This is a genomic window from Bacillota bacterium, assembly GCA_012727955.1.
In the GTDB taxonomy this organism is placed as follows: Bacteria; Bacillota; Limnochordia; order DTU087; family JAAYGB01; genus JAAYGB01.
Window position 1 is genome coordinate 1 of sequence record JAAYGB010000005.1, and the last position, 22730, is coordinate 22730.

General features: G+C 52.7%; 21 protein-coding genes and 1 tRNA gene. 15 read left to right on the forward strand and 7 right to left on the reverse strand.

Going from position 1 to position 22730, the window contains the following annotated elements:
- Window position 1: 1 nt before the first annotated feature.
- From GX030_00825 to GX030_00850, 6 genes are all read right to left on the reverse strand, one after another.
- Window positions 2-88, reverse strand: a tRNA-Leu gene (locus GX030_00825).
- An 88-nt stretch (window positions 89-176) separates the two neighbouring features.
- A complete protein-coding gene (locus tag GX030_00830; GenBank protein NLV90921.1) occupies window positions 177-395 on the reverse strand; it encodes a hypothetical protein in 219 nt (72 codons plus the stop codon).
- Between the two features lie 89 nt (window positions 396-484).
- Entirely contained in the window at window positions 485-1867 is a 1383-nt protein-coding gene (locus GX030_00835) for an MATE family efflux transporter (protein NLV90922.1), read from the reverse strand.
- Between the two features lie 36 nt (window positions 1868-1903).
- Window positions 1904-2653, reverse strand: coding sequence for a CPBP family intramembrane metalloprotease (locus tag GX030_00840; protein ID NLV90923.1), 750 nt, complete (start codon window positions 2651-2653; stop codon window positions 1904-1906).
- Between the two features lie 140 nt (window positions 2654-2793).
- On the reverse strand, window positions 2794-4254 hold the full coding sequence (gene guaB / locus GX030_00845; protein NLV90924.1) for an IMP dehydrogenase: 1461 nt from the start codon (window positions 4252-4254) through the stop codon (window positions 2794-2796).
- A 132-nt stretch (window positions 4255-4386) separates the two neighbouring features.
- Entirely contained in the window at window positions 4387-4923 is a 537-nt protein-coding gene (locus GX030_00850) for an HAD family hydrolase (protein ID NLV90925.1), read from the reverse strand.
- A 180-nt stretch (window positions 4924-5103) separates the two neighbouring features.
- On the opposite strand from GX030_00850, the gene GX030_00855 reads away from it, so the two are divergent.
- From GX030_00855 to GX030_00910, 12 genes are all read left to right on the forward strand, one after another.
- Window positions 5104-6522, forward strand: coding sequence for an AAA family ATPase (locus tag GX030_00855; protein ID NLV90926.1), 1419 nt, complete (start codon window positions 5104-5106; stop codon window positions 6520-6522).
- A 206-nt stretch (window positions 6523-6728) separates the two neighbouring features.
- Window positions 6729-7916, forward strand: coding sequence for an anaerobic nitric oxide reductase flavorubredoxin (locus GX030_00860; GenBank protein ID NLV90927.1), 1188 nt, complete (start codon window positions 6729-6731; stop codon window positions 7914-7916).
- 17 nt (window positions 7917-7933) lie between these two features.
- Window positions 7934-8848 carry an isoaspartyl peptidase/L-asparaginase gene (locus GX030_00865; GenBank protein NLV90928.1) on the forward strand — a complete coding sequence of 305 codons (915 nt, stop codon included), beginning with the start codon at window positions 7934-7936 and terminating at the stop codon, window positions 8846-8848.
- 432 nt (window positions 8849-9280) lie between these two features.
- Window positions 9281-10270 (forward strand): ABC transporter ATP-binding protein, encoded by a 990-nt coding sequence (locus GX030_00870; protein ID NLV90929.1) that lies wholly within the window; start codon window positions 9281-9283, stop codon window positions 10268-10270.
- 36 nt (window positions 10271-10306) lie between these two features.
- Window positions 10307-11338 carry a dipeptide ABC transporter ATP-binding protein gene (locus tag GX030_00875; GenBank protein ID NLV90930.1) on the forward strand — a complete coding sequence of 344 codons (1032 nt, stop codon included), beginning with the start codon at window positions 10307-10309 and terminating at the stop codon, window positions 11336-11338.
- A gap of 64 nt (window positions 11339-11402) precedes the next feature.
- Window positions 11403-13223, forward strand: coding sequence for an ABC transporter substrate-binding protein (locus GX030_00880; GenBank protein ID NLV90931.1), 1821 nt, complete (start codon window positions 11403-11405; stop codon window positions 13221-13223).
- 125 nt (window positions 13224-13348) lie between these two features.
- Window positions 13349-14380 carry an ABC transporter permease gene (locus GX030_00885; protein ID NLV90932.1) on the forward strand — a complete coding sequence of 344 codons (1032 nt, stop codon included), beginning with the start codon at window positions 13349-13351 and terminating at the stop codon, window positions 14378-14380.
- Between the two features lie 6 nt (window positions 14381-14386).
- On the forward strand, window positions 14387-15259 hold the full coding sequence (locus GX030_00890; protein NLV90933.1) for an ABC transporter permease: 873 nt from the start codon (window positions 14387-14389) through the stop codon (window positions 15257-15259).
- A 184-nt stretch (window positions 15260-15443) separates the two neighbouring features.
- Window positions 15444-15884 (forward strand): dehydratase, encoded by a 441-nt coding sequence (locus GX030_00895; protein ID NLV90934.1) that lies wholly within the window; start codon window positions 15444-15446, stop codon window positions 15882-15884.
- A gap of 4 nt (window positions 15885-15888) precedes the next feature.
- Window positions 15889-17016 carry a hypothetical protein gene (locus GX030_00900; protein NLV90935.1) on the forward strand — a complete coding sequence of 376 codons (1128 nt, stop codon included), beginning with the start codon at window positions 15889-15891 and terminating at the stop codon, window positions 17014-17016.
- Entirely contained in the window at window positions 17017-17454 is a 438-nt protein-coding gene (locus GX030_00905; GenBank protein ID NLV90936.1) for a DNA-binding protein, read from the forward strand.
- Between the two features lie 5 nt (window positions 17455-17459).
- Window positions 17460-18257 carry a hypothetical protein gene (locus GX030_00910; GenBank protein NLV90937.1) on the forward strand — a complete coding sequence of 266 codons (798 nt, stop codon included), beginning with the start codon at window positions 17460-17462 and terminating at the stop codon, window positions 18255-18257.
- Window positions 18258-18287: 30 nt separating this feature from the next.
- Here the strand turns inward: GX030_00910 and GX030_00915 are convergent, their stop codons facing one another.
- A complete protein-coding gene (locus tag GX030_00915) occupies window positions 18288-19031 on the reverse strand; it encodes a hypothetical protein (GenBank protein ID NLV90938.1) in 744 nt (247 codons plus the stop codon).
- Between the two features lie 147 nt (window positions 19032-19178).
- On the opposite strand from GX030_00915, the gene GX030_00920 reads away from it, so the two are divergent.
- From GX030_00920 to GX030_00930, 3 genes are all read left to right on the forward strand, one after another.
- Window positions 19179-20237, forward strand: coding sequence for a methyltransferase domain-containing protein (locus GX030_00920; protein NLV90939.1), 1059 nt, complete (start codon window positions 19179-19181; stop codon window positions 20235-20237).
- Window positions 20238-20348: 111 nt separating this feature from the next.
- Window positions 20349-21419, forward strand: a complete 1071-nt coding sequence (locus tag GX030_00925) for a Gfo/Idh/MocA family oxidoreductase (protein NLV90940.1) — start codon at window positions 20349-20351, stop codon at window positions 21417-21419.
- An 87-nt stretch (window positions 21420-21506) separates the two neighbouring features.
- The gene (locus GX030_00930) at window positions 21507-22724 is read left to right on the forward strand and encodes a Gfo/Idh/MocA family oxidoreductase (protein NLV90941.1); all 1218 of its coding nucleotides are present in this window, start codon (window positions 21507-21509) and stop codon (window positions 22722-22724) included.
- Window positions 22725-22730 lie beyond the last annotated feature (6 nt).

Genomic DNA, 22730 nt, shown 5'->3' on the forward strand with positions numbered 1-22730 from the left:
ATGGTGCCGAAGGTGGGATTCGAACCCACACGGCCGTGCGGCCACTGCGCCCTGAACGCAGCGCGTCTGCCAGTTCCACCACTTCGGCACAGAGCTTTTTACTATCTTCGGTGCCTCACCGACAATAAGTATATTACCACGGTCTGAGGATTAAGTCAAGAATCGAAGCGGGAATTTTAGTAGAAGACTACATGAAAGGATCTACCTTTTTCGTCGGTGACTGGGATACTCCTCTTTCCGGGAATATAGATCTCTTCGGCCAGTTCCATCCGATAGCTGTCATGGTCAGGCTCAATGAAATAGGTGGAACCACACTGACAATCCTTCCGCAACTCGGTGGTATCGGGTTCAATCTGCAGGGATTTCCCACAGAAAGGGCAATCAATAACAGCCATGTCCATCCCTCCTAATACTATGCGTCACTAGTATAGTCAGGATAGACATGGTATATTCCATTCTCCTTACTGATGCCAGGTGAGTAACCCTAGACCCGAATTGTCTTCCAGCGTCCGCTGCGGAACCGGAAGGTCATCAACGAGGCTCGAGCAATGAGGTCCACTACCATTGCTGTCCAGGCGCCTACCAGACCCCAGCCTAGATAAACCCCCAGGACATAGGCCAGTCCCACCCGCAAAGGCCAAAGGGCTAACACCGTAGCAATCATCACCCAACGAGTATCTCCAGCACCCCGCAGGGCTCCCGACAGGATCATCAGCATCGCCAGGAAGGGCTGGGAAATCGCTACTAAGCGAAGGCACTTAGTGCCCAGGGCGATAACCTCTGGATCATTGGTAAACAGTCGAATCAATGGGGACGGCATCAGGAAGAAGATCAGCCCCATCACTCCCATGACCGCTACTCCCATTTTGGCTGACTCATAGCTGCTTCTCTCGGCCATCTCGGGATCCTTTGCGCCAAGATATTGCCCAATCAAGGTGGTGGCCGCGATCCCAAATCCACTTCCTGGCATAAAGGAGAGGGATTCTGCATTCAAAGTGATTGCATGGGCCGCCATGGCCACCGTACCCATGCTGGCAATGATCATGCTAAAGACCAGCTGCCCGCCCCGCATGAGAAACTGCTCGACGGCGGAAGGAATTCCTACATTCAAAATCCGTTTGAGGATCTGGGAATCAAAGCGGTAACTTTCCCGTAGAGTCAGGTGGAGAACGGAGCGGTCGCTGTACAAAACCGCCAGCACCAGCAGTCCTCCGGAGATCTGGGCGATAGCGGTACCTAGGGCAGCACCGGCCACTCCCATTCTGGGGAAAGGACCAAGGCCAAAGATAAACAAGGAATTCCCAATGACATTGATCACATTGGTTAGCCCGGTAACGGCCATGGGTGTACGGGTGTCGCCGGCTCCTCGCAACACAGCGTTAACGGTCATCATGATCATGGCTAAGGGCATCGATGCAAATACTATCCGCATGTATTGAATAGCTTGCGTGACAACTCGGGGATCCGGCGCTTTATTCATGATCATCATGAATCCAATTAGTTTAGGCGCAAGAAGAATTCCGAGGGCCGCAAGGGGAAAGGCAACGCTCAGCACCATTAGCAGTGCCTGCTTCGCTGCTTCATTGGCTTCCTTTCGCTCTCCGGCACCAATATGCCGAGCCACAATGGCTGTAGTTCCTACCTGAATTGCCCCGAAAACCGCCAGGGCAAACATCATGAATCGATTGCTGACATCGACGGAAGCAATGGCATCAGGACCTACCCGACCTACCATTGCAGTATCGACGATGCCAACACTCATCACCAGCACCTGCTCCACAACTGCGGGAGCAGCCAATCTCCAAACCTCCCGCCTCAGGCGATTTGGTTGTTGCTGCTGCTTCTTCTTACGAGCTACCACGTTCATGGCTACGTCTCCTATCTTTCTTGATGCTAGCTTTTGTCAGATTAGTCCCTGGCTGTAGGTGAGCCAGGCGATGACCAAATTCATAGCTCCATGGGCGATAATTGCTGGCACTAAGCTTTTGCTCCGTTCATAGAGATAACAGAGGGCCAAGCCCAGCAGATATATTGGCAGAAAGTGAATGGTGTATAGGTGTACCATTGCGAACACTAGGGAAGTCACCACTGCTGCTATTGTCGATCCCCACTTACTCCGCAGGACAGAGTATGCATACCCTCGAAAAAAAACTTCCTCAGCTATAGGTGCTAAAACTCCTACCAATAGGAGCAAGAACACAAATTGTCCCATCGGTTGACTGGGCTGCAGCAATTCGACGATTACCGAATTTTCCCTTTCCATCAGCGCCGCAACCTGTTCCTGACTAAAAAGGACCTCAAATATCCAGATGCTAAATCTACCACCGAAGGAATTTATTAGCAAAAGACCTATGGCGCCAAGAATTCCCAGGAGAAGATCCCTGAACCAGGTATCGAGGTGAAGGCCAATATCTACTATTTTATATCCACTGGTAAGGACAACCTTAATGGTCAGCCAGATAAAGGATAGCTCCTGAACCAGCATCGCCACCATAGTGACAATGCTCTCGGTAATAACCTCCGAGTTTGTTAGGCGGACGACAAAATCGGCCACTGTGGCTACCAGCAGGGGAATCATGATCATACTCACCAGCATGATCATGAAAACGTCAATCAGCTTACCTTGGATAATCCTTCTACTTCTTTGCCCCAAAGCCCCACCTCCCTCTACATCTCTATGAGTTCTGCATCACAAATAGGTAAACCTCTTGTGTCGACATAGCAAAGGCCACCTGCAAAATCAGGTGGCCTTGGTATCAATCTGTGACTTACTACTATGGTTATGGCTAATACCTAGACTTGGTAGTTTGGTGCCTCTTTGGTGATCTGAACGTTATGGGGATGACCTTCCTTGAGGCTGGCTGAGGTGATGCGAATAAACTTGGCATCCCGTTGCAAGGAGGGGATATCCTTCGCACCACAATAACCCATTCCCGCGGTGAGGCCGCCGACTAATTGGAAGAGCATTTCCGAGACGGGACCCTTATAGGGAACCCGACCTTCGATTCCCTCCGGTACCAATTTAGCCTGGCTTTCTTGGAAGTAGCGATCCTTGCTGCCATCCTTCATCGCTCCTAGGGAACCCATACCGCGATATACCTTGTATCTCCGTCCCTGATAGGTCTCTGTCTCACCGGGACTTTCTTCGGTACCGGCGAGGAGATTACCTAACATTACCGTATCGGCACCGGCTGCCAGTGCCTTGGTGATGTCACCGGAGTATTTAATTCCTCCGTCTGCAATTACCGGTACTCCATATTCCCTGGCGGCATTGGCGCAGTCAAACACTGCCGTGATTTGGGGAACACCGATCCCAGCCACCACTCTCGTAGTGCAGATGGAGCCAGGACCGATACCAACCTTGACCGCATCGGCACCGGCTTTGATCAAAGCTACCGTTGCCTCAGCCGTCGCCACGTTACCGGCAATAATATCAACTCGATCGCCGTGGCGATCCTTTAGCCAGGTTACCGCGTCAATCACTCGCCGCGAGTGGCCGTGGGCGGTATCAACCACCAGGACGTCTACCCCGGCACTAACAAGGGCATCGGACCGTTCCTGTAAGTCTGCACCGACACCAATGGCTCCTGCTACCCGCAGACGACCCTTGTCGTCCTTGGCAGCTCGGGGATATTGCTGTGCCTTCTTGATGTCCTTGATGGTGATAAGTCCCTTCAGCATCATGTTTTCATCCACCAAGGGCAGCTTCTCAATCCTGTGCTGATGCAGGATCCGCTTGGCTTCTTCAAGTGTGGTCCCTACCGGTGCGGTGATCAGATCCTCCTTGGTCATTACATCGGCGATGGCCTGATCGAAGTTCTCCTCAAATACCAGGTCACGATTAGTCAAGATCCCGACCAGTCGACCATTTTCAGTGATCGGCACCCCGGAGATGCGATAGCGAGCCATGATCTCCAGAGCGTCGTGAATCCGATGCTCCGGTGACAGGTAGATAGGATCGACGATAATCCCGCTTTCCGACCGCTTCACTTTATCAATTTCACCGGCTTGAGCTTCTATGGGCATATTCTTATGAATAACGCCGATACCACCCTCACGGGCCAGGGCAATAGCCATGCGACTTTCGGTAACGGTATCCATGCCGGCACTGATAATTGGTATGTTGAGTCTAATATTACGGGTTAGTCTAGTGGAGGTATCCACTTCTCGAGGGATCACACTTGACTCTTGGGGAACCAGAAGTACGTCATCAAATGTCAAGCCTTCTTTACCAAACTTCTCTGCAAAATTCACTTGTTATCCTCCATCCCCATATACCTCGATTTCGTGATTGTCCCGGTAATGATATCAAAAAACCCCATTACAGTCAATATTACGGCACCATTGGTCCCGCCCTAAGGGGAGCGAATAAACCGTAATGACCTCCTAAGATTTTGTCGCCCTTTGATCCAGGATCCACTGGGCAGCGGTCCAGAGATCGGGGGCAACGTAGTCAGCCTCTTTGGGTGCGCGGTCTGTGGCGCCGACAAAGACAGTCTTGGTGCCGGCGGCCCGGCCCGCTTGGATATCGGTATCTCTGTCTCCAACCATATAGCTGGTTTTAAGATCGAGCCCATATTTCTCAGCCAAGGCGAAAATCATGCCCGGCTTAGGCTTGCGGCAATCACAGCCCGCTGAGGGGTCATGGATACAGGCGACGATATCGTCAATGGCACCACCGGCCGACTCCACTTCTGCGATGAGATATCGATGGATCTCCTCTAATTCCTCCTTGGACAGATACCCCAGACCGACACCACCCTGGTTGGTGACAACGAAGAGAGGAAATCCTGCCTGTTTCAAGGCTCGGATTGCCTCGGCGGCCTTGGGGTAGAGCACCAGCTCACTGGGGGAGTTGACTGGTCCTCGGTCATTTCTGTTGATCACTCCATCGCGATCAAGAAAAACTGCAGATTTTTTCATTTTCACAACTCCTATCAACGGGGAGTTTGGGCTTTGTTACAGTGTTACCCATCCAGGTTATTGAAAAAACGCCAGGAAAGGTTCCGGGACAGATGTCGGCAGTTACTGGTCGTAAAACCCTTCGCAATGTCATAGACTGTAGAAATTTGCTTGCTCTTGGCAAGAAGGGAGGTCTATGATATGGCGTTGGTCCAACTGAACGATATCCAACGGGAGATCGTTAACCACGAGTTCCATGGGCACGCCCTAGTTCTGGGGCCTACCGGCACCGGTAAGACCACTACCGCGGTTTACCGAGCGGCCCGGCTGCAGTCTCGCAATCCTTCCCATCGGGTGCTGCTGTTGACCTTTAATCGAAGTTTACTTGCATATCTCGATTCTATGTATGCCCATGTACTTACCGATGTTAAGCCGATGACTTATCATCAATTTGCGACCAGTTATCTGGACGAACGGGGACAGGCAGTCCGACACAGTGGGGTGCTTCAAGGGAGTAAGCAAGACATCTTGATTCAAGATGTTATCCAGCGAGCGCGCGATACCCTAGGGAATCTACCGCTGCTTGATCGATCGGTAGAGGCCTTCAAGCGGGAATTTGCCTGGATCGCGGGAAATGGGATTACCAGCCCCGACGAATATGAGAAAAGGGCTTGTAAAGTGGGCTCGACCCTGCGAATTAGCCCCCGTGAGCGTGCCCTTGTGTTCCAGGTGTATCAGGAGTACTTACAGGTAAGGAAGGAAATGGGCTATCTCTACGACTGGAATGACATTGCCATCGGTTTCTTAGAGGAATTGGCCCGGGATATTGATCAGCGGCAGTATACTCATATTATCGTTGATGAAGGGCAGGATTTTTCCCCGGTGATGCTGCGTTCCTTGGCGGAGGCTATCCCCTCCTACGGCAGCTTAACTATCTTCGCCGATGCCGCTCAACAAATCTATGACTCCAAGACCAAGATGTCATGGAGGAATGCTGGCCTTGCCGTGGAGCGAGTGTGGATGCTCAGGACCAATTACCGACATACCTGGGGAATAGCGCGACTAACCAGGGCGATGGCTGTAATGTCCCCCTTTGCCGGTATCACTGATCTAGTCTTGCCCAAGGAACCCGAAGGGGAGGAGGGGCGGCGTCCTATTGTCGTGCAGTGCCAAAATCCTGCCCATCAGCTGGAGGTTGCTCTGGAACTAGCTGCCAGAGCCTCCCAGAAGTACTCGGTAGCTGTCTTGTTCCGAACCGGCGAGGAGGCAGAGGCGGCCCTGGCAGAACTGAGAAAGCTGGGTTGTCAAGCCGAAAAACTTGACAGAGATGTGGAGAGTTGGTTCCCTGAGCCAACGGCTTGGGTCGGTACCTTTCATGCTGCAAAGGGCCTAGAGTTTGATGTTGTCATCATTCCTCACTGTGATGCCGATGTGATGCCCGATCCTGAGGAAACAAGAACCTGGGATGATCAGGCCGAAGCCGAGGCACGGGAGGCCAGGATTTTACTAGCCGGGGTCAGCAGTGCCCGCAGCGATGTGGTTTTTCTTCATTCCAGTCAGCTAACCAGTTTCCTGCCGGCCGATGCTGACATGTATCAAGTGGTTGATAAGACAGGATAACTCACAAATAATCATTAGTCGGGTTTTCCGAAGGTCGCCAGAGGGTAAGCTATCACCAAAGTGAGCTTGTCAAGGCAAAGGCTGCCTGCGCAGGAAGGGGATAGCCCCTCTTCCCCTTCTTGCCCTGGGAACAGTCTGTTGCCTTCATAATAAGTTACTGGGGGACAAGCTAACACGAGTTATTACCAAGTAGCGGAGGCGATATTGTGAGCTTCAAAGTAACCGATAGCGTAACCTGGGTAGGTAAAGTGGACTGGGGACTGCGGACCTTTCACGGAGAAGAGTACTCTACCCATCGAGGATCTACTTACAATTCTTACCTGGTGAGGGATGAGAAGGTGGCCCTGATCGACACAGTCTGGGAACCCTTCGCCAAGGAATTTGTCGATAAACTAAAAGAGGAAATCTCCCTGTCTGAGATTGACTATGTGATTATCCAACATGGAGAAATCGATCACAGTGGTGCGTTACCGGAACTGATGCGGGAGATCCCCGATACGCCCATTTACTGCACAGCCAATGCTGTCAAGTCCCTCAAAGGGCACTATCATCAAGACTGGAACTTCCAGGTGGTCAAAACCGGAGACAAACTGAGTCTGGGATCCAAGGAGTTCGTCTTCGTGGAAGCTCCGATGCTGCATTGGCCCGATTCAATGTTTACATATATGACCGGGGAAAACATTCTATTTAGTAACGATGCCTTTGGACAGCACTATGCTACCGAAGAGATCTTTAATGATCTCGTTGATCCCGCGGAGTTGTATCAGGAATGCATCAAGTACTATGCCAATATCCTGACGCCTTTCAGTCGATTGGTTGCCAAGAAGATTGAGGAAGTGGTTGGCCTCAATCTGCCGGTTTCCATGATCTGCCCCAGTCATGGAGTGATCTGGCGTGAGGAACCAATGCAGATTGTCAATCAGTATGCCCAGTGGGCCCAGGACTATCAGGAGAACCAGATTACCGTCCTCTATGACACCATGTGGAATGGCACCCGAAGGATGGCCGATGCGATTGTCGAAGGGATCAAGTCTGAGGATCCTGAGGTGGTGGTCAAGGCCTATAATGTCGCTCGCTCCGATAAGAACGATGTGGTGACGGAGGTGTTCAAGTCCAAGGCCATCCTTGTGGGCTCACCGACGGTCAACCGCAGGCTGTTATCGTCTATCGGGGGGATTCTCGAACAAATTCGGGGCCTGGGCTTTAAGAATAAGAAGACTGCGGCCTTTGGTACCTATGGTTGGAGCGGTGAAGGAAACAAGATAATTACTGAAATTTTAGAGGATGCCGGGTTTGCCATCGTGAATGAAGGAATTAAGGAACTATGGATGCCCCATGATACTGCCTTAGAGAACTCCATCAGATTTGGTAGGGAGTTTGTCCGTCAACTTTAGTATCGAGGTGAGAGTTCGTGCTAGCCATCATTGTCCACGGTGGGATGGAAGATACGGTTATTCCACCGCACCTTGCAGAACGCCGCAACAGCGGTGCCAAGCGGGCCTGTGAGCTTGGGTACCAAACTCTGGTGCGAGGGGGATCGGCCCTGGACGCCGTTGAGGCGGCAGTGCGTTGTATGGAGGATGACCCGATTTTTGATGCCGGTACCGGTTCCTATTACAATCTCTGTGGCGAAATTGAGATGGACGCTTCAATCATGACTAGTGCCGGCGAGGGAGCTGGGGTGGCTTGTATTCAGCGGGTGCAGAATCCCATCAGCGTGGCTCGCAAGGTGATGGAGACAACTCCCCATGTACTGATCGTGGGTGAAGGTGCCGAGCTCTTTGCCCGCCTCCATGGGTTTCCCGAGTATGATCCGGCAACGGAGATGGCCCGGCGTCTTCTAGAGGAACAGGTGGCCAAGCTGCCCGAGGAACTGCGGGAGGTACTGAAGCGGTATCAAGAGATTAGAAAGAAACATAAATCCTACTCAACGGTAGGGGCGGTGGCTGTCGATGGTCGTGGTCTCATCGCGGCAGCTACCTCTACCGGCGGGAACCCCCAGAAACTCCCGGGTAGAGTGGGGGATACCCCGATCCTGGGTGCCGGCACCTTTGCTGCATCCGCCGCTGGAGCTTCCGCTACCGGTCACGGTGAGGGAATCATCAAACTAGGGGTAACTCGGACGGTGGTGGAAGCAGTAAACAAGGGAAGGGAAGTAGATACGGCCTGCCAGGACATCGTCACCGCGGGGAAAGGGGCGAAAATTCCCTTGGGAGTAATTGCCTTAGATCGCCGGGGACGACCTTCAGCACAGCATAATGGTGCCTTTATGCCCGCTTTTTACCAAAGTGAAGAACTATCGGAAGCAGTATATATCAAGGGATAAAAAGATATGCTTGGGTGTGGAAAATGCCCCTGTATCTTGAGGATGCGGGGGTATTTTCTTTGATGCGGATTTGGAAGTGGATCCCCCGATTTTTGTCGAAGATCGGCAGCTCACCGGTCATGTATACGGAATACATGACCCTATTGACAATGTCTGCCAGGAATTTAGGCAGGAGATTTCGCCTGCCTTGGAAAACTATTATAAAATCCACGAAAACCAACAGAGGGTTATTTGCCGCCGCTATCGGCGATATTTTCGGGTGTTTTCTGGTTATTGGTGAAGTGGACTCCGTGATTATGACAGCAGTTATACGTACGTAATCGCGAGATTAGTTGACGGCGGAGGTTCTTTAGAATGTTCGTTTCAGCATTAGGTAGTTCTAACGCGAGGGCGCAAAGGACTACTGCAGCAAACTCTACTACTCCTGATCAGATGCCGGCAGATACTATCTTGCAGATCGAGGACTTGTATACCCAGTTTCATACCGACAACGGCATCGTTCGGGCTGTAGATGGAGTCAGCCTATCGGTAAAGAGGCAGAAAGTCCTGGGACTGGTAGGAGAAAGTGGCTGCGGTAAGAGTATGACCGCTCTATCGATTATGCAACTTGTTCCCGAACCCCATGGGCGCATTGCCTCGGGACAGATTCTCTTTAATTCGGAGCAGGGCGTCATTGATATAGCCAAATTGAGGCCGAAGAGCAAGGCCATGCGCAGTATTCGGGGAAACGAGATTAGCATGATCTTCCAGGAACCGATGACTTCTCTGAATCCGGTACACACCGTCGGTGCTCAGATCGTAGAAGCCATCGTTTACCATCAGGATGTGAACAAGAAGGAAGCCTGGGAGATGGCTGTGGATATGTTGGCCAAGGTCGGAATTCCCAGCCCAAGACAACGGGCCGGGGAATATCCCCACGAAATGAGTGGTGGAATGCGTCAACGGGCCATGATTGCCATGGCTTTGGCCTGCAATCCCACGTTGCTCATTGCCGATGAGCCAACTACTGCCTTAGATGTGACTATTCAGGCCCAGATTCTTGACTTAATGATCAAGATTCAGGAACAGTACCAACGCATGGCAATCATCATGATTACCCACAACCTTGGTGTAGTGGGACGGATGTGTGATGAGGTTGCAGTAATGTACCTGGGTAAGATTGTGGAGCGTTCCGATGTTCGCACTATTTTACGTTCCCCGGCCCACCCATATACTGTGGGGTTGATCAACTCTGTTCCACGGCTAGGACATCGTCACAAGCGGCTAATACCCATTGAAGGGGTTGTCCCCGATCCCGCTAACATTCCAGAGGGTTGTAGTTTCCGACCCCGTTGTCCACAGGCAACGGAACAGTGTCTGCAGCAACCCCCTGTGGTGGAAATCGAACCGGGTCATCAAGTGCGGTGTTGGCTGCATGCCTAAGATAGTCAAGACAACTGGGGAAAGGAATGCACAATCGTGACTGAAACAGCAAGGAAATCCGATTATATATTAGAAGTCAAGGGGTTGAAAAAATACTTTCCCATTCTCGGTGGAGTATTCCGTCGGCCTGTAGGTTGGGTGAAGGCCGTTGACGGAGTGGACTTTGCCATTAAGCGCGGCGAAACCCTCGGACTGGTTGGCGAAAGTGGATGTGGAAAGAGCACAACCGGTATGAGTATCCTGCACCTGATTGAACCGACCGCGGGGCAAATTCGCTTCAATCGGAAGAATGGTGGTTGGCAAGAGGTCAACTCCAAGACAATTGAGGGTCTGCGGGATGAAATGCAGGTAATCTTCCAGGATCCATATTCCTCGCTCAATCCCCGGATGCGGGTTCGGGATATCGTGGCAGAGCCTTTAGAGGCCCAGGGGATGAAAAACCGGACCGAGCGTATGGACCGGGTGGAGGAGTTACTCAAGGCAGTGGGTCTGGGCAGTCACCATATGAATCGCTTTCCTCACGAATTTAGTGGGGGACAGAGGCAGCGGATTGGTATCGCCAGAGCCTTGGTTCTGAATCCATCTTTGGTGATTTGTGACGAACCGGTCTCTGCCTTGGACGTGTCGATTCAGGCTCAGGTAATTAACCTTTTGGAAGACCTGCAGCAACAGTTTGGTCTAACCTATTTGTTTATTGCCCATGATCTGTCCGTTGTGGAGCACATCAGTGATCGGGTGGCAGTTATGTACTTAGGCCGAATTGTTGAGATTGCCGACGTAGATGACCTGTTTGAAAATCCCAAACATCCATATACCGAGGCGCTTTTCTCTGCAATCCCTGTGCCAGACCCGGATTTACAGTATGAACAGATAGTTCTGCAAGGTGATGTGCCTAGTCCCGCCAATCCTCCTTCTGGGTGTCACTTCCACCCCCGCTGCAGATATGCCACTGATATCTGTAGGAAGGAAGATCCCAAGCTCCAGGAGATTGGACCAGAACATCAAGTGGCCTGTCACCGAGCAAAGGAGCTTGACTTGACCGGAGTTGTTGAACTTCACGCAGGATAAGGCTGGTCAAGTTTGGCAAATAAAGATGGCCAAAGGCCAGAAAATTTAAGGAGGTAGTGTGTAGATGAAGAGAAAGTTTCTTGCAGCAGTACTCAGTGTCCTGATGCTGCTGGGAGCGGCGGTGCCGGCATTGGCAGCGACGGATTCAGAGACCTTTGTCTTTGTAACTTCCGGTGAAGTTAATACTCTGGATCCTGCTCGTTCCTACGATACCGCCAGTGGAGAGGTAATTCACCAAGTCTATGACACTTTGCTTGGCCTGAAGGACGGTTCGCCTGACGATCTTATGCCCTTGTTGGCCACTGAGGTACCGTCCGTAGAAAATGGCCTGATCTCTGAGGATGGACGGACCATCCGATTCCCCATTCGCAAGGGCGTGAAGTTCCACAATGGTGCGGAGCTGACCCCGGAGGACGTAGAGTACACCTTTGAGCGGGCAATGCTGGCAGATCCTGCTGGTGGACCCATCTGGATGTTCTTCGAGCCTCTGTTGGGTGTCCAGACGATGCGGGATGTCATCGCCATGGCCGGTGGTCCCAGAGACTTCGCCAATGTGAATGACGTAGATCCTGCTATCCTGCGGGCAGCCTACGACATCGTTGATGCGACGGTAGAAGTTGATGGCGACTACGTTGTCTTCAATTTGGTGGCGCCTTATCCTCCCTTCCTGCAAATTCTGGCTAAGGGCGGCAGCTGGGGTGCAATCATCAACAAAGAGTGGACTGCCGCCAACGGTGGCTGGGACGGCAACCCCGATACCTGGCAAAACTGGTACAATCTAGCCAAGGAAGAAATGGCTCTGTACAACAAGGCCATGGGTACCGGTGCCTTTAAGCTGCAGGCTTGGGATCTCAGCGCCGGTCAGGTTGTCCTCCAGCGCTTTGATGAGTACTGGCGTGGCCCTGCCAAGCTCAGAACTGTTTTCATTAAGTACATCAATGAGGAAAGCACTCGGCTCTTGATGCTGCAAAATGGTGAGGCCGACGCAGCTACCGTCTCCGCTCCTATGCTGGGGCAAGTTGAAGCCATGAGAGGCGTCGTAGTTCAAAAGGGTCTGCCTTACTTGGGCAACGCAGCCTTGTTCTTCAACTGGAGCATCCCCATCGAGGGCAACGAAGACCTTGTTGGCAGTGGTAAGCTAGATGGTCGAGGAATTCCTTCCGACTTCTTTGCCGATGCTGACGTGAGAAAGGCCTTTAACTATGCCTTTGACTATGAGTCTTACATCGAGCAGGTTGCGATGGGTCTTGGCTCCAAGCCTTACGGCGTAGCTCCGGCGATTTTGGAGTATGTCGATACCACTCAACCTTGGTATGACTATGATCTTGACAAGGCTGAAGAGCACTTCAGAAAGGCCTTTAACGGTGAGCTGTGGGAGAAGGGCTTCAAGGTCACCCTCCTGTATAACACCGGAAACGATCAGCGCAAGACTGCTGCTGAGATTCTAGAGGCTAACATTGAGATGTTGAACCCGAAGTTCCAGGTCGAGGTACAGGGTATGCAATGGTCTACCTATCTTGACAAGCTGGCCATGGGTTCGCTCCCAGTCTTCTTCATGGGTTGGCTGGCCGACTTTGCTGATGTCCACAACTTCTATGTTGCCTACATGCATTCGGCCGGTGCCTTTGCCGGCTACTGTGGTGAGGCCTTGATGCAAACTGCTAAGGAGAAGTACGATCCTGTCATCGCCAGAGGAATCAACGCCACTAGCGATGAGGAGCGTGCCGCCGCTTACGCCGAGCTGCAAAGACTAGCCTATGAAGATGCCGTTGTCATGCCTTATGTTGACTCCCAGGCCATCCGGGTCTACCGTGATTGGGTGAAGGGCTTTGAGTTCAACCCGGCATACAGCGCCAACTACGACTTCTACTCCATCTGGAAGTAGTTGTCTAGTTACGACAGTAAGTCTCAGAGAGATCGCCTGCAGTGCGATCTCTCTGACTTCGACTACTTCAGGCAAAATAAGGAGGACTTCTTCACTGAGGATTTCTTCATAAGGGGAAGAGACAGATGCTAAGTTTCATTGTTCGGAGATTGCTCTTTATTCCGGTGGTGCTCTTTGGCGTTACCTTGATGATTTTCGTCGCGATGTCCTTTCTGTCGCCATATCAGCTGGTTAGCACCTACATTCAGAGTCCGGAGGAATTGAAGAACCAAAGCTTGGACGATCTAGTCCGGAAATATGGACTGGACGATCCCATTCATGTCCGGTATTTTCGTTGGTTAAAGAACCTACTGCGGGGAGACTTGGGATATTCCGAGTCAGCTAATATGTTTGTGGCCGAGGCCATCCAGAGAAGATTTCCGGCTACCTTGGAGCTGACCATCTTTGCCATCATCCCAGTTATTTTTGGCGGTGTTTGGCTGGGTTCTCTGGCCGCGATGAATCACAATCGTTTCCTGGACCACTTTGCTCGGGTGTTTGCTATCGTCGGTTGGTCCTTACCGGACTTTGTTTTCGGCCTTATAATTTTGATGGTATTTTATGGAGTCTTAGGATGGTTCCCACCGGGGCGACTATCTGTCTGGGCTGATGAGTTGATTTTGTCCGGGGAGTTTATTCGATACACCGGAATGAACACCATTGATGCCCTTCTGAATCGGAACTGGGCGGTGTTCTTCGATGCTATCCGTCATATGATTGCCCCGATCTTGACCCTGTCATATTTGTGGTGGGCCTTTTTGCTGCGAATTACTCGATCCAGTATGCTGGACGTTCTCAATACAGACTACGTTCGTACTGCCCGGGCTAAGGGACTGCCGGAGGGCGTTGTGATTAAGCATCACGTCCGACGTAACGCCTTGATTCCCGTTGCGACCGTGGCCGGTTCCATGATTCTCGGTCTGTTGGGTGGAGTAGTGATCACCGAGACGGTCTTTGACTACAAGGGTATTGGCTTGTTGATCGCCACCGGAGCCCAGCAGTTAGACTATACGTTGGTCTTGGGGACAACGCTCTTCTTTGGTGTCCTCTTGGTCTTGACCAACTTAATTGTCGACGTTCTCTATGCAGTAATTGACCCGAGAGTCAGATTGGAGTGATGAGCCGTGGTTTGGAGAAAATTAGTTAGGAATCCATTATCACTACTTGGTCTAGTGATTTTGCTTGGATTTATTCTGGTTGCTACCCTTGCGCCGGTACTGGCTCCGACCCCGGAGCGGTATGCCCATGAGCCCTATCGGATTCCCCGGTACGGCTGGTTGACAACGCCAAGGCCGCCATCGAAGGATCATCCCTTTGGTCTCACCCAGGGTCAGTACGACATTTTCTATGGTGTTGTCTGGGGTACCCGTACCGCCTTCAAGGTGGGGCTAACGGTGGTTAGTGTCACCTGCGCGATTGGGGTTTTGGTCGGTTCCGTATCGGCCTATATCGGCGGGAAATTTGACGAAGTAGTCATGCGATTCGTGGATATGTTTATGAGTTTTCCCTTCCTGATTGGCGCGATTGTCATTACCACAGTGCTGGGTAGGGGACTGGATAAAGTGGTAATGGCGATGATTTTGTTCCGGTGGACGGGTTATGCCCGGCTGATTCGAGGTAGTGTTCTCCAGGTCAAACAGGAGGAGTACGTCAAGGCAGCTAGGGCCTGTGGTGTCAAGCCCTACAAGATTCTCTGGCGCCACATTTTGCCCAACACCATCTTCCCGGTCTTGATACAAGCTTCCATGAACATGGGATCGATTGTTGTTTCTGCTGCAACCTTGAGCTTTTTGGGCTTGGGTGCTCCCGAAGGCTATGCCGACTGGGGTCAGATGATCAGTTTTGCCCGGGCCTGGATTTTAGGTGCACCGGGAGATCCCCTGCTTTATTGGTATACTGTTGTCTATCCCGGAGTGGCTATCGTCCTCTTCGTTCTGTCCTGGAACTTGATCGGAGACGCCTTCCGAGACATCATGGATCCGAAAATCCAAGCCTAATCGGGAGAAGGAAAATGACTTTTACGATAAAGAGAGCTTCCAAGTCAAAGAACCTGGAGGCTCTTTTTTTTAATTTGAAGGTTTTGTCCAAAAGGAAAGGGTACTCCCTAGGAGTAGCCGGGGCGGTGGTGTATATAATCGGGGAGAAGCAATTGCTAAGTTAGGATGTTAGGAGAGAACAAAGGTGTACTTTGAGGAATTCTCATTGGGACAGGTATTCACCGTTGGTCCCATCAGTCTCTCGGCCGAGGAGATTCAAGAATTTGCTGCCAAATATGATCCCCTTCCGATCCACACTGATCCTGCCTTTGCCGCGGACTCCTTTTTTGAAGGTCTGATTGCCTCAGGATTCCACACCTTAGTGGCAATCTGGGGGGAATGGACAAGGCAGAATCGATTGGGTGCTGAGGTAATTGGTGGACTCGGCCTTGATTACCTGCAGTGGAAGGCACCGGTTCGTCCCGGTGATGAACTACGGGCGGAGATCGTCGTATCGGAGCTGAGACCATCATCGAAACCGGGGCGAGGTATTGTCGGGATGAAGACCACGGTGACCAATCAAAGGGGAGAAACAGTTCTAGTGACCCAGGTGAAGGCACTAATGAAAGCCAAAGGAGGCGCATAAGCCAGTGACAAACCTGTTGTACGACAAAGTGTTGGGATGCTTAGCAGGTTCAAATATCGGCTCTGCCATGGGAGCCGCGGTGGAGGGGTGGCCCCCGGAAAGGATCGCAGCGGAGTATGGAGTGTTAACGGAGTTACTGCCCTATGCACATTACACCCATTATGACAAACCCGGAGCCGGTCGCCTGCGGCCCGCAGGAACTACTGAAGACGGAATCGAGAGGCAACGCCTGATGTGTACCGCGATCATCGAAAAGGGCGGCAGAATCACCGCGGCGGACCTGGCAGCCATTTGGGTTAGGGACATCAACCCTGCCAATTTCGGTGTCCAAATGGAACCCTGCGATGAAGTTCTCTATCGGGCGGTGATGGCAGGGATCCCCCCTACCGATGCCGGACGGTATACGAATTTCTTGGGCATCAATTCCTTTGCCCGTTCCGGCCATCCCATCGGGCTGATTAATGCCTGTGATGTACCGCAGGCCATCGCCGATACCTACGAAATTGGACAGCTGTACCAAGCTCGCCATGGTTATGGTTTGGACTACGGGGCCGCGGTGAATGCTGGGATCGCCGAGGCTATGAAACCCAATGCCACGGTGGATTCCGTGGTTCAAGCGGGATTAGATGCTTTGCCGGCGGGCGATACCAATCAGCAACCGAAGCGGGAGCTGGCCTGGGCCATTGAACTAGCCCAGTCCAGTGCCGACGTTTGGGAGATGCGAGACAAGTTCTATGCTCGGTATAACGGCTCCGGTACTCCCTATGCCATGTCCTGGGCCCAGGAGGTAATTACCAAGGGCTTTGCGATTTTCTATCAGACCAAGGGCAACTGCTACGATGCAATTGTTGCCGGGGTAAACTTTGGCCGGGACACCGATTGTGTTGCCGCGGTGGCTGCAGGCTTGGCCGGGGCCTTAGAGGGCACCAGGAACATCCCCGCAGAATGGATTGATACCGTCGATGAGGCGACGTTACAAAACGAGTACACAGTGTCGCAGCGTCTGTTACGTCCAACGGCCCAGGGCATCACCCAGGCGATTATCAATGAGATGAATCGGAAGAAGCAGGTAGTTGCCGATCTGGAAGCGGCTTTGAACCAGAACCAAATTGCCGATGGGGAGGGAGCCTAGGTGCGTCATTTCTCTGGAGGTAAGGTGGAAGGTACGGTGCTGGTGGCTCTAGATACCGGAGAAGACATCTTGCCCGCGATTCGGCGGGTGATTGCAGAAGAGGGGATCACCGATGGGGTGGTGGTATCAGGTATCGGCAGTTTAGCCAAGGCCCGTTACCATATTGTGGAGCCCGGCGACCGGCTGCCTTGGAAGGATACCTTCTTAGAGCGCAAGGGGACGATAGAGATCCTTTCTATTTCTGGCTTGATATCCAATGGTGAGCCTCATCTCCACATCGCTATGTCCCAAGATGACCAGGCCTTTGGCGGTCATTTGGAGGAGGGGTGCGAGGTTCTTACCTTGGCGGAAATAGTCATACTCCGCTTAAGTGGTAGGACGGAACGAATCGTCAATGAGCTGGGTTTTGGTCGCCTGCACCCCAAGTTAGAAGGATGATGCTTATGCCAAGCAAGGTCTTTTATAACATTGCCCATCGAGGTGCTTCCGGTTATCGGCCGGAGAATACGGTGCCTTCCTTCCTGCTGGCGATGGAGCTGGGGACAAAAATGTGGGAGTGCGATGTTCGCTTTACCCGGGATAAAGAAATTGTGGTGATTCATGACGCCACAGTGGATCGGACCACCGATGGAACTGGAGCCGTTAGGGATTTTACTTATTCACAACTGGCTAAATTAGACGCAGGGAGCTGGTTTTCTCCTGAGTTTGCCGGTGCCCGGATTCCTACCTTGGGCCAAGTGTTAGAGCTCTTTGATGATGCCACTGAGTTGGTGGTGGAAATCAAAGACGGGATCTACTTTCCTGAGATTACCGATGCTGTAGTGGAGATGGTTATAGCCCGGGGCCTGGAAAGCCAGGTGCATATTTCCGCCTTTCACTGGCAGGTACTGGACAGAGTCAAGGCCCTGACATCCAAGATCCGGACATCGGCTCTGGTGGTCTGCAGTAACCAGCCGACACCCCCACCCCGCAGCATCGATGGGAAAGAGGTACCGGTGTACACCAAGCCCCAGGATCTAATTGCCGATGCCTTGGCCCACGATGTAGATATTCTCTGTCCACCGGCTGGTTTCATTACCGAAGCGGTGGTAGAACAGGCCCATGCTGCCGGTCTACTTATTAGAGCCTGGGGACTCAAGGGAAGGGATGAGCAAGAGATGGCTCGCCTGGTGAGGTGCGGAGTCAATGGAATGACCACCAACTACCCCGATGTACTGGAGGAAATTTATCGGAATAGCTAAGAAGGAGTAAGGGCACTTGAAGAAAGTGCCCTAGTCTGTCTGTGTCCACAGGGTGATCTCCCGCTTGCCGATGGAAAAGCGCTGAACTCTACGATAGGCGGGATGGTTGATTCTGACTTTCTTCGGAGCGACAATCGCCACCACCGCTGGTTCGGTGAGAGTCGGCTTTAGGGCCGACAGGAGTTGATGTTCCGGTGCCTGGGAAGATGAGTCGGGAGTGAGGTGCCAATCGACGAGACCTCCATAGGGCAAATCGGTAATAACCAGATTGACCCCCTCAACTTGGGCTATCAGTTGTTCCCCGTGGGTGGCATCCGCGCAGAAAACCTGGGTGGCAATGGGAGATCTCCCGGCAAGCTCTTCCAAGAGGCGGATGGCGCTGGCCATGGCTTCAGCATGGGAGGTCTTGTGGTATTGCTGCCAGAGCAGCTCTAGCTCTGCAAGACGCCCTTTAAGTCCCTCCGGTGTCAGGAGGGTCAGGTTACGCTTTGCCAGCGCAAGGACCTCGGGGTCGATATCAGAACCCACGATTCGGACCAAATCGGTACCGTGGAGGAACCCGATCACCGTTAGCAAATAAGCACCGCCACAAAGGGGGTCGTAGAGGGTATAGCCCGTCTCTAAACCCAAGGTGGTTAGGAAGGCCCGGCAGCGTTGGTAGATCTCACTGGCTAGGCGAACGGGAAAGGCCGTTGCCCCTCGTTGGTTGTAGAGAACTCGACCGCTGGAAAAATCCTCATAGTTGACTCGATGGATGGCGTATTTGTATGACATACAATCCCCCAATTCTCGACAGTACAGGTTCTCAGATTACCTTCTCTGACATAGTTCCAGACTCCTGGTAGGGTATGGGGTGGCAGTATTGTTTAAGGTTAGTGTTGCAGGTTGTCTTAGTCTGACCAATGTCCAGAGGTGAGAATGTTGCAGGGAAAATTCTATTTACAGACGGTAGAAGGACTAGAAAAGCTGGCGGCCAAGGAAGTGCGCAGCCTAGATCCCGGCCTTAAGGTACAAAGCTATCCCGGTGGGTATGTCCAGATCAGTGGAGACATCGATCCTGAGAGCCTGTTGGAGTTAAAAATCCCCGAGGACGTCTTTTACTTGCTCTATGAAAGTGATGGGATAACTCGCTCCCGCTCCTCTTTAGGCGAGATTCACAACGCGGTGATCCGGGGCGAAGCCTTTGCTCAAGGCGTGGCTCTGCGCCGGGCTATCAGCCGAAAATGGCCCAAGCGGGTTACCTATCGAGTAATCGCGCGCAAGGAAGGCCGGCACAACTTCAATCGTTCAGACTTGGCCACCGCGATTTACTCCGCTGTGGACACACGGACCAATGGTCGGTGGCGGGTCGTGGACAGTAATGCCAACGTCGAATTTTGGGTGACGGTACGTGATACCCACTGTGTGATCGGAGTCCGCCTATCCGATCGGACTATGCGGCATCGCACCTACAAGACCCAGCATTTGGAGGCCTCATTGCGCCCGACGGTGGCCCATGCCCTGGTCACCTTGACTCAGCCCAAGGATGACGATGTTTTCTGTGACCCAATGTGTGGTGCCGGTACTATTCTTATCGAGCGGGGAATGTGGGGTCGGTATCGCCAGTTGTTGGGAGGAGACATCAACCCCGAGGCCGTCGAGGCAGCCAAGGGCAACATCGGTCCCCGCTTTAAGCCCATCGAGGTCAAGCATTGGGATGCCACCGACCTGCCGTTGGATTCCGGTTCCATTACCGCCATGGCGGTAAATCTTCCCTTCGGTCGCAAAATCGGTACTCCCCAGGAGATGCAAACCTTGTATCCAGCCTTTCTCAAAGAGGCGGCCCGGGTCCTGGAACCGGGAGCGCGGTTGGTAGTATTAACGGACCAAGACCAACTGTTTCGTCGCAGTCTGCAGGACTTGCCCTTCTATACCGAAGAGAGAGTACCGGTAAAGATCCTGGGGCACAGCTCCCTGATCCTCGCCTGCCGACGGATCTAGAATGTCATACAAGGAACCCGAGGATGCATGCAGAACCCTTGCACTAAGTGACCGATACTCGGGTCCTGACAGCACCGGTATTACTATATTCCTACCAGGAGGAGAACCAAAATGCCGAGTAAAGTTAGAGTTGGTGTGGTCGGAGCTGGTTTTATTGCCAACTCTGCCCATCTGCCGTCCTATGCGGAACTGGATCGGGCGGAGTTGGTCGCAGTCTGTGATATCATTCCCGAAAGGGCACAGGCCGCGGCTGCCCGGTATAACATTCCCTATGTTTTCACCGACTATCGGGAGATGTTGGCCAAGGCAGACCTCGATGTTGTTAGCGTCTGTACTCCCAACGGCACCCATGCGCAAATCACCATTGACGCCCTGGCGGCGGGATGCAATGTTTTGTGCGAAAAGCCGATGGCCACCACGGTGGCCGATGCCGAGGCGATGCTAGCAGCCTCACGGCAATCCCCGGGGAAACTGATGATTGCCTATCCCCGTCCCTTTAATCCCATTCTGCAGTATGCCAAGGGTCTGCTGCAGACCGGTACACTGGGAGAAATTTACCACGCCAAGGCCCTCGCGATCAGACGCCGGGGAGTTCCCACTTGGGGTTCCTATCTTGATCGGGACGTTCAGGGGGGCGGTCCCTTGGTGGACATTGGCTCCCACTCCTTACATATGACTTTGTGGCTGGCAGACAAATTCGATGCCGTTGAGGTGCTTGCTACCTGCCACAATTTGATCGGACGTCAGGGAGGCTTCAATCCCCACGGTCCTTGGGACCCGGAGCAGTTCACCGTCGAGGACTCCGCCTTTGGCTTTATTCGCTTTGCCGACGGCTCCAGTGTCACCCTAGACGCCAGTTGGGCCCTGCATACCGAAAAGGAATGGGGCGGAAGTGTCCTATTCGGAGCCAAGGGGGGAATGGAGGTCTTTACCATCGGCCGTCCCGACAAGCCGGTGGTAGTCTACCGTGAAGAAGGCGGCAGACTGGTGGACGTAGTCCCTGATCTTGAACCCCGGGATCCTAAGTCCCATCACTATCGAGAAATTGAATTTTTCGTTAATGAGTGCGTTCTGGGAGGCAAGGAACCCTTGGTCAAGACCGAGGAGGCATTACAGGTCACCAAGATCCTGTCGGCCTTCTATGAGTCAGCGGAAAAGGGTCAAGCGGTCAAATTAGCCTAGTATCAGGTAAAAGAAATCTAGAGGGAAAAGCACAAGGAAACTACCAAGTAACTGCAACAAAAGGCTGACCAGCGTGAGGTGAGGGGCATGGCAGAGAAAATCAAATTTGGAATTATTGGTACCGGCCAGCGAGCCTACGGTGCCTATGGACGGTTGTTAACGGGGGCCTTTGCCCAGGAAGCGGAATTGGTGGCACTGGCTGACACCAACGAGAAGCGGCTCAAGGCCGTGGCACGACTGTTGGATGTCAAAGGTATCGCTTTGTATCGGGATTATCATCGGATGTTGGCGGAGACGGAACTGGATGCGGTGGTAGTTGCGACTCCAGACTTTACCCATGAACAGGTGGCAACGGACGTTCTTCAGGCGGGCAAACACGTAATTTGCGAGAAGCCCTTAGCGACTACCGTTGCCGGTTGCCAGAAGATCCTAGCTGCCCAGGGGCCTGAGCAGGTACTGCAGGTGGGCTTTGTTCTCCGCTATAACCGAGTGTACTCGACGGCGAAAAAGCTGATCGACGATGGCGTAATTGGAAGGGTTCAGCAGATTGTGGCCACCGATAACCGGCGGGGTGCCGACTATTTCCGTCGCTGGCATCGCTTCCGGGAAAAAAGCGGTGGATTGTTCAACCACAAGAGCACCCATATCTTGGATATCGTCAATTGGATAGCCGGAGGATCCCCCACCAAGGTGGTAGCCACCGGTGGTCTTGGGGTGTTCACTCCTGGGAAATGGCAGGGTGAGCGTTGCCTGACCTGCCGGCACCGGCGGGAGTGCCCAGAGTACTATGATTTGACCCAGGAGCCCCTAAAAAGTATGTACCTTGAGGCTGAGTCTGAGGACGGATATATTCGGGACGTATGTGTGTTCACATCGGAGAAGACAACGGTGGATCACGGGAGCGCGTTGGTGGAGTATGACAATGGGGTGAAGGCCAGCTACAATCTGGCTTTGTATGCGCCGGTGAACACCCGGCAGATGATGGTCTTTGGTGATCAGGGTAAGCTTGAGCTCGATGAAAGCTCCCGCACCATCACCCTTCGGCTCAGCAACAATGCCGATGAGATTGAATACAAAGTGGGTGAACAGTTCGGTGGACACGGTGGGGGAGATGCCGGTCTGGTGCGGGAGTTTATCGACTGCGTCAGAAACAAGACACAGCCCTTGGCCGATGCGGGAACGGGGGCTCTCAGCTGTTTGGTTAGTTTGGCTGCGGAGCGCTCAGTCCAGGAGGGAAGGGTCATCTCTTTGCTGGACATGGTCCAGGAGGCAAAGGCAGATCCCATGCTGTTTAGGATCAGGTAGCCCTTT